Source organism: Timaviella obliquedivisa GSE-PSE-MK23-08B (assembly GCA_019358855.1).
Taxonomy (GTDB): domain Bacteria; phylum Cyanobacteriota; class Cyanobacteriia; order Elainellales; family Elainellaceae; genus Timaviella; species Timaviella obliquedivisa.
Genome location: JAHHII010000002.1, coordinates 110,519 through 125,164 on the forward strand (window position 1 = coordinate 110,519; position 14,646 = coordinate 125,164).

Here is a 14,646-nt window from a genome sequence, read left to right on the forward strand (position 1 = left end):
TTCTTAGAGGATTTCTGAGAAGTCTAGATTGTTATCCGATCCGCCCCCTAAATCCCCCATTCTGGGGGACTTTGAAGGAAGACTCGTGCGGAAGTCCCCCAGAATGGAGGGTTGGGGGGCGAGTGTAAGAATCCTTGATACTTCTCAGACATCCTCTTAAAGCCTAACGCCCACCGACTACAACGTTTTTGATGCGGACGTGAGGACCACCAACGCTAACAGGTAGGGGAGACTGTCCGCCCTTGCCACAACCGCCATTTTTGTAAACAGAGTCATTGCCGATCGCCTCAACATCCTTCAAGGTCTGAAAAACATTGCCACTCAAGGTTACATCGCTAACAGGTTCAGCAATTTTTCCATTGCGAATCATGTAGCCTTCGGCAGCAGCAAAAGTAAACATTTCACCATTGGTTTGTCCGCCCAGCATTCGCACTGCGTAAACGCCTTCTTCGATATCGCTAATCATTTCTTCAAAGGTGCGATCGCCGCTCTCAATTCCCGTATTCGTCATGCGTACAATCGGCGGATACATGGCGCTCAGGGCACGAGCGTTGCCTGTCGGAGCCTCACCCAGCTTACCTGCCGTTTCGCGGTTGTGAAGGCGTTGGTTTAGAATACCGTCTTTAATTAAATACTTGCGCTGCGCCGGAACGCCTTCATCGTCATAGGTTAAAGAACCCGGCAGACCCGGCAACGTGCCATCATCCACCACATTAAGCTGAGGAATCGCAATTTGCTTGCCCAATACTAGTAGCTCTTGCATTCGTGGGTTTTCGTAGACAAAATCGGCTTCAGAAAGATGCCCAAATGCCTCATGAATGAACACGCCTGCGAGGTAAGGATCCAGAACAACTGTGTGCTGTCCGCCTTTGACCGGAATAGCTTCGAGTTGCCCGACTGCTCGCTGGGCGGCACTTTTGACTCGGTCTTCAATGCCTTCTAGTACATCATAATCTGAGCGAGAATGGATGGACTCAAAGCCCTGACGCACAACGTTACCTTCGCCCCTTGCTACTACACTAAAGCCGCCATTGATATCTAGTCGTTCTTGGGCGATGCAGGCTCCTAATGAATTAACAAAATAGGTGGTGCCAAAGCGATCGCGGTAGCTGGCAATGGTGGTTTGAATACGAGGATCAAACTCTAACAGCAGTTGATTGTACTCTTCCATGAGCTTGCGTTTAGCGTCTAACGAAACGCCTCTCGGATCTTTGCCCAAGTTTACCGACACGTAATCTTGAATAGCTGCCACGTCTGCCAACTGGGTTATTTCTTTGCCAATTAATTGGGCTTGGGCGATCGCCTCTTCAATTCGCCCTTTCAAATCTGCCAAGCCATTAAACGTGACAAAGCTCCAGCCCCCTCTGTGACAAGCCCGCACACCGCCCACTAAAGACAAGCTGCGATCGACTGCATCAAGCTGTGCGCCTCGGTAAGCAATGGTAGTGGATTCACTTTGCTCTAAGCGAATTTCTAAATAGTCAACGCGATCGCGGTAAGGAGCGATCGCATCGAGTAGCCGATCTTGTAAAGAAATAGATGTTACCACTCGCCGCTCCCTCAATTGATTAAGACTCTTCTACCAGTTTAGAGGTTATTTTATCTTTCAAACTTTAAGTTCGAGGCGCGTACATAATCACCAAAACGCCTAATAGCGCAATCCATCCTCCCAGCCAGTCGTATTTATCTGGAGCAACGCGATCGACTAGCCAACCCCAAAAAATCGACAGAACGACAAAAACGCCGCCATAAGCTGCATAAGCTCGCCCAAAACTAACAGGTTGTAGCGTTGGCACAACGCCGTAAATCGCTAAAATGATGACTCCAATAACGGCAAGCCAAACGCTTTTTCCCTCGCGTAGCCATAACCAAAACAAGTAGCCGCCACCAATTTCGCACAGTCCAGACAATACAAAAAGCAAAAGAGATTGAATCATTATTTCTTTTAAGAATTACTCGACTTTTTCATTGCATTTTTCTACACTATAACCACACATCTTTCAAGGTAAATTATTTTCAGCCTGTGTTTTTTAGCCTGTACTACACACGCAAATCTATCTCTAGATTGTTGTCTGAAGTACTGAAGGGTAGAAGATATATCCTGCTCTTGTTGGATTTAGTATTTTTGAATACAAACGCTTGGGTTTTCAATCCATACTATTAAAGCGATCGCAAAAGACCTTTAAAAAAGTAAAAATTGCTTGTAACAAGCGTTCTAGATAGTTTCAGCGTTGCATTTATCTCTTAAGCTCAATGTCCTTAAGCCCAATGTTCTGAGAATATTGCCAATGGTTAGGGCGATCCTTAATTGCTGTCGTTCATGTCAGCATAAGTTCTCCACTTAATGACTCTTTAAAATAATGACTCCTTAAAATTATTATTTTTATTATTTTTTGCTCAGTATTTGTTTGTATTATCTGCCGCTATTTTGCCTCTAACTTTCTCATTCATGGGAGAAACACGATGGAAACCGAAGAAATTGTCAACCAGGAAACTTTCAACGGGCGCTCGGCAACGGTCGTCACAGAGCATCCTGATTTGGAACTAGTTACCCCCACCAAGAAGAGCAAGAAGAAGGCAAAAAAAGACAAGAAGCTGAAAAAGGTTAAGCCTGTTGCTGCCTCGCAGCAGAAGACCTATCTACTTGCCTCTGAGCGGGAAAGCAAGTCTAAGCTCTCTAGTAAAGAGTACGAAAAAGAACTTGCTCGCCTGCAAGTAGAACTGGTGAAAATGCAGTATTGGGCAAAGCATACGGGCACTCGAATTGTCATTTTATTTGAAGGGCGTGATGCCGCAGGCAAAGGCGGCACAATTAAGCGCATTACTGAACCCCTAAATCCGCGCGGCTGTCGAGTCGTGGCACTAGGTACACCAAGCGATCGGGAAAAGACTGAATGGTATTTTCAGCGCTATGTCCCTCATCTCCCCGCAGCGGGCGAGATCGTTTGCTTCGATCGCAGTTGGTATAACCGTGCTGGAGTAGAGCGCGTGATGGGCTTTTGCACCGACGAACAATACCAAGAATTCATGCAAACCTGTCCAGAATTTGAGCGAATGCTCGTCAGGTCAGGCATCATTCTTCTCAAGTATTGGTTCTCGGTTAGCGACGAAGAGCAAGAGCGGCGCTTCCAGTCTCGCACCACCGATCCGGCACGACGCTGGAAGCTAAGTCCCATGGATTTAGAATCGCGCGATCGCTGGGTGGAATATTCTCAAGCAAAAGATGTTATGTTCTCACACACCAACATCCCCGAAGCGCCCTGGTTTACAGTCGAGGCAGACGACAAAAAACGCGCCCGTCTCAACTGCATCAGTCACTTTATTAGCAAGGTTCCCTACATCGACATGACCCCAGACCCGCTAGAATTACCACCCCGCAAGCACGCCCACGACTACGTGCGCCCACCGCGCAATGAACAGTTCTTTGTTCCCCAGGTCTACTAATCACAGGAATTGCTCCAGCAGTTTCACCTTCCACCCCGACTCAAAACAAACTTTCAAAGGAAAAACAACCATGAGTGGTAATGAACTCCGCTTCCAAGCTATTTGTCAAATCACCGATCGCGAAAAGCTACCGCCCAAAACCCCCAGCCGCCTGGAAGAACTTTGGGCAGCCGACGTTTTTACGTTGAACAAAATGCAGACTTGTCTGCCTAAAGATGTGTTCAAATCTGTTAGAAAAACCATTCAGATAGGCGGTAAACTCGACGTGTCTGTAGCGGGTACTGTTGCCGCAGCAATGAAAGATTGGGCAATTTCCAAAGGCGCACTATATTACGCCCACGTTTTTTATCCCATGACCAACATCACCGCAGAAAAGCACGACGGCTTTATCTCGGTGCAAAGCGATGGCTCAGTCTTAACCGAGTTTACAGGCAAGGTTTTGGTGCAAGGTGAACCCGATGGCTCATCCTTCCCCAACGGCGGCATTCGTTCCACTTTTGAAGCACGAGGCTACACGGCTTGGGATGTCACTAGTCCTGCTTACGTGATGGAAACAGATAACGGCGTGACCCTTTGCATTCCTACCGTATTCATTTCCTGGACAGGGGAAGCGCTGGACAAAAAAACGCCGTTACTCCGTTCCAACGCAGCAATGAGCAAAGCCGCGACGCGCTTACTCAAGCTATTGGGACATTCTGACGTGGCACCAGTTAACTCTAGCTGTGGCGCAGAGCAAGAATATTTCTTAGTCGATGCTCACTTTGCTCACAGCCGCCCCGACTTAATGCTGACAGGCAGAACATTGTTTGGACGACCTGCGGCAAAAGGTCAACAGTTTGACGATCACTACTTTGGAGCCATTCCAGAGCGTGTTCAGGTCTTCATGCAAGATGTAGAGGAAAAAATGTATCGGCTGGGCATTCCAGCGAAAACTCGCCATAACGAAGTGGCTCCCGGTCAGTTTGAACTTGCTCCCTTCTTTGAAGCCGCAAACGTTGCCAGTGATCACCAACAAATGACCATGACCATTCTCAGAAGCATGGCGAAGAAGCATGGATTTGTGTGTTTACTGCATGAAAAACCTTTCGCTGGCATCAACGGTTCAGGTAAGCACGTTAACTGGTCGGTAGGCAATGCGACCCAAGGTAATCTCCTTGATCCGGGTGATACGCCTCACAGCAACCTACAATTTTTGCTCTTCTGCGGTGCTGTTATCCGGGGTGTTCACAAGTATGGGCCTCTCCTTCGAGCAGTCGTTGCAACTGCTAGCAATGATCACCGATTGGGTGCCAACGAAGCGCCCCCAGCAATCATTTCGGTTTATCTGGGCACACAGTTGGAGGATGTGTTTGAGCAGATTAAAAAAGGAGATGTGCAAAGCTCTGCCCATGCGGGAGTCATGGATTTGGGTGTGCTGACCCTACCTGAGTTTCCTAAAGATCCGGGCGATCGCAACCGCACCTCACCTTTTGCGTTCACAGGCAACCGCTTTGAGTTCCGGGCAGTCGGTTCCAACCAGTCTGTCTCTGGGCCGCTTGTGGCAATGAACACCATTCTCACCGACTCTCTCACCTGGATTGCAGACGCATTAGAAGCTGAGTTGGCGAAGGGGACTTCCCTAGAAGCTGCGACCTACATCGTGCTGAAAGAGGTCATGAATGACCATAGCGCAGTCGTTTTTGGCGGCAATGGCTACTCTGATGCGTGGCACAAAATGGCGGTTGAGGAACGGGGCTTGTTAAACTTGCCAACGACAGCCGATGCTTTGCCAATTTTGAAAGAGAAGTACATTGAGGAACTGTTTGAAAAAACAGGTGTGCTGTCTGCAACTGAACTGGAAAGCCGCTTTGAGGTCTATGCGGAGCAGTACATTCAGGTAATTGAGATGGAAGCCAAGCTAGTGGTCACCATGGCAAAAACTTCTATCTACCCCGTTGCTGCTCGCTATCTCTCTGAACTCGCCAGCACGATCGCCAACTTAAAGGAGATTGGCGTTTCATTTGAGGCGGAAGTCGTCGAACATGTCGCTTCGACAACCAAGCTCATGATGGATAGTGTGAGCAAGCTGAGTGATGCAATGAGCAAGCACGACTTTGCTACCGTTGAAGACCACATGCAGCACTGTGCAAAGACGCTTCGTCCTTTAATGGATCAAGTTCGGGAGCACGCAGACACTCTGGAAGACGATGTGGCAGATGATCTATGGCCCTTGCCTAAGTATCAGGAAATGTTGTTCATTAAGTAATGAAATTGATTTAGTTAACCAATGATTTAAAGAGGAGTGATCGCTCTGGAGGGCGATCGCTCCTTTTTGCTAACACACATCTCTCGGTTAGTTAAGTTATATTAAATAAACTAAATTCTGAGCATTAGTACGATTGCTAATCATTGAATATTGCTACGAATCCTTTAAGAGGATGGTTGAAAAGTATCAAATGTTCTGCATTCGCCCCTCAAATCCCCAATTTTGGGAGACTTTTGAGCCACTTTCTGTTCAAAGTCCCCCAATTTTGGGGAATTTAGGGGGCGGCTCGAGTCACGCTTCTCACTTTTCAGACAACCTCTAACCCAAAAGCGTCTACTGTAGTCAGCCCCTCAACGACTCATACTTTACTAATTTATAGGAGATTTTCCTGTGGCTTTATACGCAGAACTTCATCGCCATCTTGGAGGTTCGGTTGTGCCGCGCGTCCTGTGGCGCTACTTTGAGCGCAACCGCAGCGATTTAGCTGAACCTTTTGCAACCTACGACCAGTTTGAAACCTTTTTCACCCGCCCTCGTAACACCTTAGACGAATATTTAGAGCTACATACCCTTGTAGAAAAAGTGCAAACCGAAGCCTCTCTTCCCTACTTTATCTATCGCTTAATGCGAGGCGCATACGTCTTTGAGAACCTGGCATATCTCGAACTTCGGTACACGCCTTATTTACGAACTTCCAGCGATCTCACCCAAACCGAGCGCATCGATCGCATGGCAGATATTGTCGATGTGGTCGGTAAGGCCAGTCAAGTGGGCGAATACCCCATTGTGACCAGCCAAATTCTTTGTATGCACTCGCGCTTACCCTACGAGGTGAACCGCGCCATTGTAGACTTGGCAGCGCAGATGAAGCATTACGTCTGTGCGATCGATCTAGCCGGAGGTGACGGACATTACCGCGATCGCCTTGATGAATTTGTTGAGCTATATGCTTACGCGCGATCGCTGAACGTCAATACCACAGGACACGTCTACGAAACCACCGCTGGCTGCTACCCCGAACTGTTGCCGTACCTAATGAGAATTGGGCATGGCATTCAAATTCCAATCTTGCACCCCGAACTGCTGAGCGACTTGGCATCTCGGGGACAGTGTTTGGAAGTTTGCCCCACGACCTACCTCAAAACCGGAACGCTCAAGGATATCCAGCAGCTTAAAGTAGTGTTCGATCGCTGCTTTGAAGCCGGAGTTGATATCGCCATTTGCACTGACAACGCTGGACTTCACAATGTGCGGCTGCCCTTTGAGTATGAGAACCTGCTCACTTATGACATCATTAGCTTTGAGCAGTTGCAAGCTTGTCAGGACGCTGCTTTCCGGCACGCTTTCGCCTGGAAACATCAACAGCATCCGGCATCAATTTTAAACAGCATTCTAGCAGCTGACTTAGCCCTGGTTCGATAATTTCTATTATTCTGTAGGACGCAATTCTCCATAAGAGGATGTCTGAGAAGTATCAAAGATTCTTACACTCGCCCCCCAACCCCCCATTTTGGGGGACTTCCGAGCCACTCCTTCTTCAAAGTCCCCCAAAATGGGGGATTTGGGGGGCGGATTGGATAGCAACCTAGACTTCTCAGACATCCTCTAACGTAGAGTTGCGTTTTTTACTGTCTCAAAGTACTGACGACCTATTGTTTTCTAGCACCTTAGAAAATCACTCTGGCTCCCCGTCACCTCGACATAGATGTGTTCTAAGCGAATGGGCTGGCGGGAAATAGAGCTAAGGGTAATGCCATCGAATCGCTCAATGATGTCTTTTAGCTCTAAGTGTTTGGGTATCCAGAAGGCAAGGTCACGACCATAGTAGCGAGGGGTAAAGCCTTGCTGCTGAGCACGGGCGATCGCCTCTGCTTCATCTTCAGTTTGCACCATGACGATTTCTTGAGCCGGAATCAGTTGCTGCAACTCGGTCAAAGTTCCTTCTGCCAAAAGCTTTCCTTCTTTAAGGATGCCTATCCGCTGACATAATCGCTCGGCTTCTTCTAGCAAATGAGTCGTTAACAGTGTTGTGATCCCCTGGTTTTTGAGTTGGCGAATCAGTTCCCAAAGTTCATAGCGGGCTTCGATATCGAGTCCGGTGGTGGGTTCATCCAGAATCACAAGCTTGGGTTGATGAACCAGCGCGATCGCCACACTCAGTCGTCGCTGCATTCCACCGCTAAGGGTTTCAACGGGGCTATTTGCCCGATCAACTAAATTCACAGCCTCTAGACAATTGTTAACTTGCTCGACTCTTTCAGATTTAGATAGACCGTAGAGCCGGGCAAAAAAGTCTAAGTTTTCTCGGCAGGTCAAAGATTGATAGAGCAGATTCTCTTGAGGAGCAATGCCAATTAGCTTCTTGGTGGCTTGGCAAACAGATTTACCTTCAATATAAATAGCTCCGCTATCGGCTCTGAGCAAATCGCAAATAATGTTAATCGTTGTTGTTTTGCCTGCTCCATTTGGCCCTAACAACCCGTACACTTCACCTTCTGCAATAGAGAAATCTAGGTCTTGTAGAACCAGGCGATCGCCATACCTCTTGTTTAGCTTTTCAATTCGCAGCAAGCGCTATAGCCTCCTTTCTGAAACCAACATCCGACGATACGACAGCCATCCACCCAAAACCGTCAATGTCGCAAAGCCCACCAAAAACCAAAAATGTCGAGCAATTCCAGATAAACTCTCACCGGATGCCCATACGCCTGTAAGGGCTTCGTTCATATGATAAATCGGGTTATATTCTGCCCAACGCAACAGGCTTTCTGGAAATAATGAAGCGGGTAAAAATACGCCACCTAAAATCAGGAGAGGTACACCAAACGCAGCGACTAAAGCATTGACATCCTCGGTGCGGCGAGCAAACTGAGTTCCTAAAATGAAACCGACTCCCACATAGGAGGCAATGCTCAACAAAATAATTAGTGCGCCTAGCCAAAAGCTTCCATTAAATTGCGCCCCAACTAACGCAGCAACTAGATACACAATCAAGGTTTGACCAATGCCAATCCAAGTATGCGCCACAAAGATGCCCAAGAAGTAAGACGTGCCGCTGAGGGGCGAGAGAAACAGACGTTTGAGCGTTCGTTGTTCTCGTTCAGAAACGACGGTGGCAACGCTTCCACCCAAGCAGCTAAAAAACAAAGCTGCCCCGATTAAGGTTGCTGGAGCTGCTGTTTCAAAAGCGTCACCGATCGCCAGCTTCGTCTTCTCTGCCACAATCAGCCCATTCAAAACAAGGACTGAGACAGGGAAAATTGCCCAAGAAATCAACGATCGCCGTCTTCGCAGCAGTTCCGTTAAAATTCGTCCTGCCACTGCCAAAGTTTCGTTCCAGTATTTACCAAAAGAGACGCTACTCAAGAAAAGCCCCCATGCCTAACGTTTCTATCTTAGGGGGATGGGGGAATTTTAGATTTGCGACTTTTAAGATCTCCCAACTCAAAACCTAAAACCGATTCACCTCAGGAGCCATGCTGTCATTGCCAGTTTGGGGCAAGAACAAGTTACTAGCAGCGTCGTTTTGATAAAGGCAATCAATTTGATGGCTGGCTGCATCGCGCTTTTCAATATCGCCCGTAAAGCCAAACGTATTCACGCGGTTATTGCATTGATTGACATCTTCAGAAGTCACCAGATTGCGACTTTGAAGAATGCTCCAGTTGCTACTCCGAATCACGCATCCGGGCTGCGTTCTAGGTTGGGAAACGTGGACAGGGTTTGGGCTGCTCTTCGCGATCGTCTGAGTAGGGATCGGAGTGGTCTGAGTCATCGTCCGAATAGCGATCGTCTGAGTAGCGAGATCTAGAAGGAGGTTTCGGCAGTTTACGTTTCACGGTCAGAAGTCTTGAAAAGCTTGGGCGTAGTTCTTTGTAAAATTCAGACTATTTTAGTTTAGTTCCTTGCAGGTGGGTTATGCAAAAGAGCCGCAAGCAGCAGCTTTAAGGGATTGGAACGCCGCAGTAAACAGGGAGAGTAAAGTGGAAGCAACTACCGTGATTAGGACTAGAGTCTACCCAAATTTGACCATAGTGAGCTTGCACCACTCGCTTACAGAGTCCTAACCCAATTCCGTAGCCCTCCTTAGCTTCGTCTCGCTTCAAGCGAAAGCAGTCTTCAAAAATACTTTGCTGGTTTTCTTCAGGAATGCCGGGCCCATCGTCGCCAATACTAACCTGAACTTTTTGGCTCGTGCGGTGCAGAATGCTGATCTGAATGGTGCCGTTTTCGGGCGTGTATTTAACAGCATTGTCTAGAAGATTAATCATGACCTGTTTGATGCGCTCAGGGTCTGCATAAACACTAGGCAAGTCTGAAGGAATATCGATCGCCACGTGATGAGCTTTAATTTTGAATTGTTCGCTCAATTGATTCAGTACCTCCAAGCAAAGCACCGTCAGGTTGACCTCTTCAGGCTGAATTTTAATGCCTGCACCTTTTTCCCTTGCCGCTTGCAAAACATCGGTAATCATCCGATCGATGGCTTTGGTTTGGGTGCGGGCATGTTTCATGATTTGGGCCATCAAAGCTGGGTTGAGACGAGTGCCGCCTGCTTCGTCGCGGGAGTTGTTGCCTATTTCTAAAGTCTCAATGGCGATCGACACTGCTGTGAGAGGATTGCGCAAATCATGAGCTAGCATGGAAATAAGCTGATCCTTAAAGCGGACTTGTGCCTGAAGCTCTTCTTTTTCTCGATGGAGTCGAAAAATTTCGTCAGAGAGTTGAAGAAGTTCAGCAGAATGGGCGATCGAAGGGACTCTGTTAGAGCTAGATATATTAGAGCTAGATGTATTTTCGTAGGCATTAGGAGCGCCCTGCGCCAACCAGTGCTCATCGACCACTCGCTGCCAGCGTCCCCACCAACTGCCCAGCTGAGCCACCAAATCGCTGCCTGCCAAAACTTGGCGAGGCTCTGGATAAATCCGAATTAAAGAGGGCGTTGCCATTAACTTAAAGTACTCTGCTAGGTGAGGCTGTTCACCAACATCAACGATTTGCAGATCATAATAAGTATCATCGGCTGCCGCCTCCTTTAAAAACTGTCGAATCTGTCGGATTTTCTCACTGGAACTTGGGCGCTTGTCAATAAAGAGCAAGAGCTGGAGAGGAGCTTCAGAGCGCTTGAATTGAGGGAACTGTGCCTCCATTTGAACCTACTGTAAGCGGCAAGGAGTTATGTAGAGTTTGGAAGACCCTTAAGAAAACTCAATTTCTTAATTATTTTGACAGATTTTGCTGAGACTGATGCGACAAACTCACTAAGCCCACTTTGTAATGGCAAGAAAGAGTTCATTTCTGAGCCATAGCAAGCATTGCCGATGTGATGTGCTCAACAAGCTATGTAATATTGTTGAAACTTATTTATTAAGGTGGCAGGGGAAAAGCAATGAAGATTCTGGTGCTGGCGTGGGAGTTTCCACCCCGAATTGTCGGGGGAATTTCTCGTCATGTGGCAGAGCTATATCCGGAAATAGTGCAGACTGGAAACGAGGTGCACTTGCTAACGGTGGAGTTTGGATTAGCTCCGCACTACGAGGTAGTTGAAGGAATTCATGTGCATCGGGTGCCTGTGGCAGAGAGCCAAGACTTTTTCCATTGGGTCGTTAACATGAATGCCAGTATGGGGCAACATGGGGGCAAGCTTATGCAAGAAGAAGCTCCTTTTGACATTATTCATGCTCATGACTGGCTGGTAGCTGATGCCGCGATCGCTCTTAAAAATCTCTTTAACGTGCCTCTAGTCGCCACAATTCACGCGACAGAATATGGTCGTTATAACGGCTTATACACTGACACTCACCGCTACATTAGTCAAAAAGAAGCCACACTTGCCCATGAAGCCTGGCGGGTAATTGTTTGTACCAACTACATGCGCCTAGAAATAGAGCGAGTCTTCCAGTGCCCCTGGGACAAAATTGATGTGGTTTACAACGGCGTGCGGCGAGATCAGCCGCCGCTGCTCAACTTTGATGCCACTTCATTCCGTCGTCGTTTTGCCGCTGACCAAGAAAAAATTGTTTACTACGTTGGGCGCATGACCTATGAGAAAGGCGTTGATTTACTGTTGAGTGCTGCCCCTCAGGTACTTCGGGAAATGCAGGGTCGCGTTAAATTTGTCATTATTGGGGGAGGCAACACCGATCATCTCAAGCGCCAAGCCTGGGATTTAGGCATTTGGCACAAGTGCTATTTCACAGGCTTTATGTCTGAACATGACCTGATGCGTTTCCGCACGATCGCCGACTGTTCTGTTTTCCCTAGCCTGTATGAACCTTTTGGCATTGTGGCACTGGAAAGTTTTGCGGTAGGTGTCCCCGTTGTGGTTTCAGATACAGGCGGTTTGCCTGAAGTGGTGCGCCACGGCAAGACGGGAATCGTGACTCAAACAGGCAATCCAGACTCGATCGCCTGGGGCATTTTAGAAATGTTGAAAAATCCAGAGCGAGCCAAACAATGGTCTGAAGATGCTTACAAAGATTTGGAGGCACGCTTTAGTTGGAATAAGCTAGCGCAACAAACTGAGGCAATTTACGGTCGGGTACTGCACGAGCAAGGGAAATCCAGTGCTGCCAACTGAGCTATTAATGTCACGCCCGAATGGCGAGGAACTGGTGCCGAAGCGGTTGAGCTTAGATAGTAAGAATTTGGCGATCGCCACTCATCTCATTAACCTATTTCAGCAATCTCAAGGCAACCCTCAAAAAGAACTCGATCGCCTCTTGCAAGAACTAGAAGGCGAAAGCACCGACTACCGCATTAAACGCGGGCTAGCACATCTACTTAAAAGCGAAACCTTCAGCACCTTTGAAATCATTAGCCCCCTTGATCCCCAGATTTTACGACAACGGGTTTTTGCCCTGTCTGCCCACTCGCCACCCATCCCTCAGGCTGCTTCAGCCACACTGACCAGCCTAGCGCTTCAACTCAGTGAAGAACTTGACCATGAAGTTTCACCCGATCAAATTCGCACCGGACTCTATGCCGATCTTGCTGAGAACCGCATCCTGACCCAGTTCAATCTGCCCACTCCAGAAGCACTCCTGCATCGCTACAATCTTTCTCAAGTGCAGGGCATTTTTTATAAAGCGAGTCAAATCCGGATTAATGCCCATCGTAATGATCCGGGGGAATACAAGCTGCTATTTCGCTATCTGAAGCTATTTGGGCTAATGGCATATATTGAGGGCGATGCCGAGCATGGCTTTGCGATCGCCATTGATGGACCCAGCAGTTTGTTCAAACCTAGTACTCGCTATGGGTTGGACATTGCCAAAATGATTCCAGCATTATTGCATGTGACCAAATGGAGCCTCAGTGCTGATTTGCAGATTAAAGATCCCTATACCAAAGAGCAAAAAACACGACGATTTAGCCTCGACTCGGGCTGTGGATTAGTCAGCCATTATCCACCCGGAAAGCCCTACGACAGTATGCTAGAAAGTGCCTTTGCCGATCGGTGGGCAGCCCTTAAAACAGACTGGGTACTAGAGCGAGAAGTCGATCTGATTCCGATTCCAGGCAGCGTTATGATTCCTGACTTTCGGTTGGTGCATCCGGACGGGCGATCGGTGTTACTAGAAATTGTGGGCTATTGGCGACCCGAATATCTGCGTAAAAAGTTTTCGCAGGTGCGACAGTCGGGCTGTGACAATTTGATTTTGGCAATTTCGGAACGGTTGAACCTGGAGAAAGCCGGAGTGAAAGTGGCAGATACTCCTGCAAAAATCATCTGGTTCAAAGACAAGTTATTACCAAAATCAGTGTTGGCAGCATTAGAAGATTGATCTTTACAACACCCCGCATTGTCCTTGCTGCCGCATCAGGTGATCGCACAGCACAAGCGCCACCATGGCTTCGACCATCGGCACGGCGCGGGGTAACACGCAGGGATCATGTCTACCTTTAGCAGCAAGCATCGTCTCTTCCCCAGATTGGGTAACTGTGCGTTGCTCTTTGCGAATCGTAGCAGTCGGCTTAAACGCTACGCGGATGATTATATTCTCGCCATTGGTAATGCCGCCTTGCGTACCGCCCGATCGATTGGTGACAGTCCGGATCGCTCCTGCTGCGTCGGTGTAAAACTCGTCATTATGTTCGCTGCCCGTCATCAGAGTGCCAGCAAAACCGGAGCCAATCTCAAAGCCTTTGGAGGCAGGCAGCGACATCACGCCTTTAGCTAAGTCTGCCTCTAGTTTGTCAAAAACAGGCATCCCTAACCCTTTAGGCAAACCCCGAGCAACGCATTCTACAACGCCTCCAATGGAGTCGCCCTGTCGTCCAGTTTGTTCAATTAATTCAATCATGCGATCGCCACATTCCAAGTCAGGACAACGCACAATGTTGCGCTCAACTTGCTCTAGAGTTACCGTATTGGGATCAATCACGCCTTCTAGATCTTTAATGCGTTTAACGTAGCCAACAATTTCGATCGCAGCAACTTGGCGAAGAATTTTCTTGGCGATCGCCCCTGCTGCGACCCGTCCAATCGTTTCCCTTGCCGACGACCTGCCGCCGCCTTGCCAGTTACGAATACCATACTTGGCATCATAGGTTGCATCAGCATGGGAAGGACGATACTTCTGCGCCATTTCATCGTAGTCCTGGGATCGTGCGTCTTTGTTACGCACTAAGATGGCGATCGGTGTTCCAGTTGTTTTTCCAGCAAACACACCCGAAAGTATCTCGCAGGTATCACTTTCGTTGCGAGGTGTCGTGATTTTGCTCTGACCTGGACGACGGCGATCGAGTTCAAACTGAATTTCTTCAGATGAGATTTCTAGTAGTGGTGGGCAACCATCAATGACAACCCCAACCCCGCCACCATGGGATTCACCAAAGGTGGTAATGCGAAAAAGATGACCAAAAGTATTGCCCATAGTGCTGCCTGCTACATATCTTGCAAGATTTTGATTTTAGCAGGTGGCAGCAGTTCCCAAGACTCTTCTAAAACGACA

The 14,646-nt window shown here is 48.1% G+C and carries 12 protein-coding genes; 5 read left to right on the forward strand and 7 right to left on the reverse strand.

Going from position 1 to position 14,646, the window contains the following annotated elements; translation table 11 throughout:
• Positions 1 to 163: 163 nt before the first annotated feature.
• Together KME11_03970 and KME11_03975 are read right to left on the reverse strand one after the other, a co-directional pair.
• Positions 164 to 1,549, reverse strand: a complete 1,386-nt coding sequence (locus KME11_03970; GenBank protein ID MBW4514359.1) for a TldD/PmbA family protein — start codon at positions 1,547 to 1,549, stop codon at positions 164 to 166.
• Between the two features lie 64 nt (positions 1,550 to 1,613).
• The gene (locus KME11_03975) at positions 1,614 to 1,937 is read right to left on the reverse strand and encodes a YnfA family protein (GenBank protein MBW4514360.1); all 324 of its coding nucleotides are present in this window, start codon (positions 1,935 to 1,937) and stop codon (positions 1,614 to 1,616) included.
• A 601-nt stretch (positions 1,938 to 2,538) separates the two neighbouring features.
• Between KME11_03975 and ppk2 the strand changes: the two genes are divergently transcribed.
• The 3 genes from ppk2 (at position 2,539) to KME11_03990 (ending at position 7,111) form a co-directional block, all read left to right on the forward strand.
• Positions 2,539 to 3,444 carry a polyphosphate kinase 2 gene (gene ppk2 / locus KME11_03980; protein MBW4514361.1) on the forward strand — a complete coding sequence of 302 codons (906 nt, stop codon included), beginning with the start codon at positions 2,539 to 2,541 and terminating at the stop codon, positions 3,442 to 3,444.
• 70 nt (positions 3,445 to 3,514) lie between these two features.
• Entirely contained in the window at positions 3,515 to 5,689 is a 2,175-nt protein-coding gene (locus tag KME11_03985) for a glutamine synthetase III (protein MBW4514362.1), read from the forward strand.
• A gap of 390 nt (positions 5,690 to 6,079) precedes the next feature.
• Positions 6,080 to 7,111: an adenosine deaminase gene (locus tag KME11_03990; protein ID MBW4514363.1), complete on the forward strand. Its 1,032-nt coding sequence runs from the start codon at positions 6,080 to 6,082 to the stop codon at positions 7,109 to 7,111.
• 237 nt (positions 7,112 to 7,348) lie between these two features.
• On the opposite strand, the gene KME11_03995 is transcribed toward KME11_03990, so the two are convergent.
• From KME11_03995 to KME11_04010, 4 genes are all read right to left on the reverse strand, one after another.
• Complete coding sequence (locus tag KME11_03995; GenBank protein MBW4514364.1) at positions 7,349 to 8,260, reverse strand: ABC transporter ATP-binding protein; 912 nt, start codon at positions 8,258 to 8,260, stop codon at positions 7,349 to 7,351.
• A 3-nt stretch (positions 8,261 to 8,263) separates the two neighbouring features.
• Positions 8,264 to 9,055 (reverse strand): ABC transporter permease, encoded by a 792-nt coding sequence (locus KME11_04000; protein MBW4514365.1) that lies wholly within the window; start codon positions 9,053 to 9,055, stop codon positions 8,264 to 8,266.
• Positions 9,056 to 9,140: 85 nt separating this feature from the next.
• Positions 9,141 to 9,464 carry a DUF3172 domain-containing protein gene (locus KME11_04005; GenBank protein MBW4514366.1) on the reverse strand — a complete coding sequence of 108 codons (324 nt, stop codon included), beginning with the start codon at positions 9,462 to 9,464 and terminating at the stop codon, positions 9,141 to 9,143.
• 169 nt (positions 9,465 to 9,633) lie between these two features.
• Positions 9,634 to 10,839: a histidine kinase gene (locus KME11_04010; protein MBW4514367.1), complete on the reverse strand. Its 1,206-nt coding sequence runs from the start codon at positions 10,837 to 10,839 to the stop codon at positions 9,634 to 9,636.
• A 239-nt stretch (positions 10,840 to 11,078) separates the two neighbouring features.
• Here KME11_04010 and KME11_04015 point away from each other — a divergent pair, with 239 nt between their 5' ends.
• Both KME11_04015 and KME11_04020 read left to right on the forward strand, forming a co-directional pair.
• The gene (locus tag KME11_04015; protein ID MBW4514368.1) at positions 11,079 to 12,269 is read left to right on the forward strand and encodes a glycosyltransferase family 4 protein; all 1,191 of its coding nucleotides are present in this window, start codon (positions 11,079 to 11,081) and stop codon (positions 12,267 to 12,269) included.
• Positions 12,256 to 13,476: a DUF790 family protein gene (locus KME11_04020; GenBank protein ID MBW4514369.1), complete on the forward strand. Its 1,221-nt coding sequence runs from the start codon at positions 12,256 to 12,258 to the stop codon at positions 13,474 to 13,476. The genes KME11_04015 and KME11_04020 overlap by 14 nt, the downstream gene beginning before the upstream one ends.
• Before the next feature lie 3 nt (positions 13,477 to 13,479).
• Here the strand turns inward: KME11_04020 and aroC are convergent, their stop codons facing one another.
• Positions 13,480 to 14,568: a chorismate synthase gene (gene aroC, locus KME11_04025; GenBank protein ID MBW4514370.1), complete on the reverse strand. Its 1,089-nt coding sequence runs from the start codon at positions 14,566 to 14,568 to the stop codon at positions 13,480 to 13,482.
• Positions 14,569 to 14,646 lie beyond the last annotated feature (78 nt).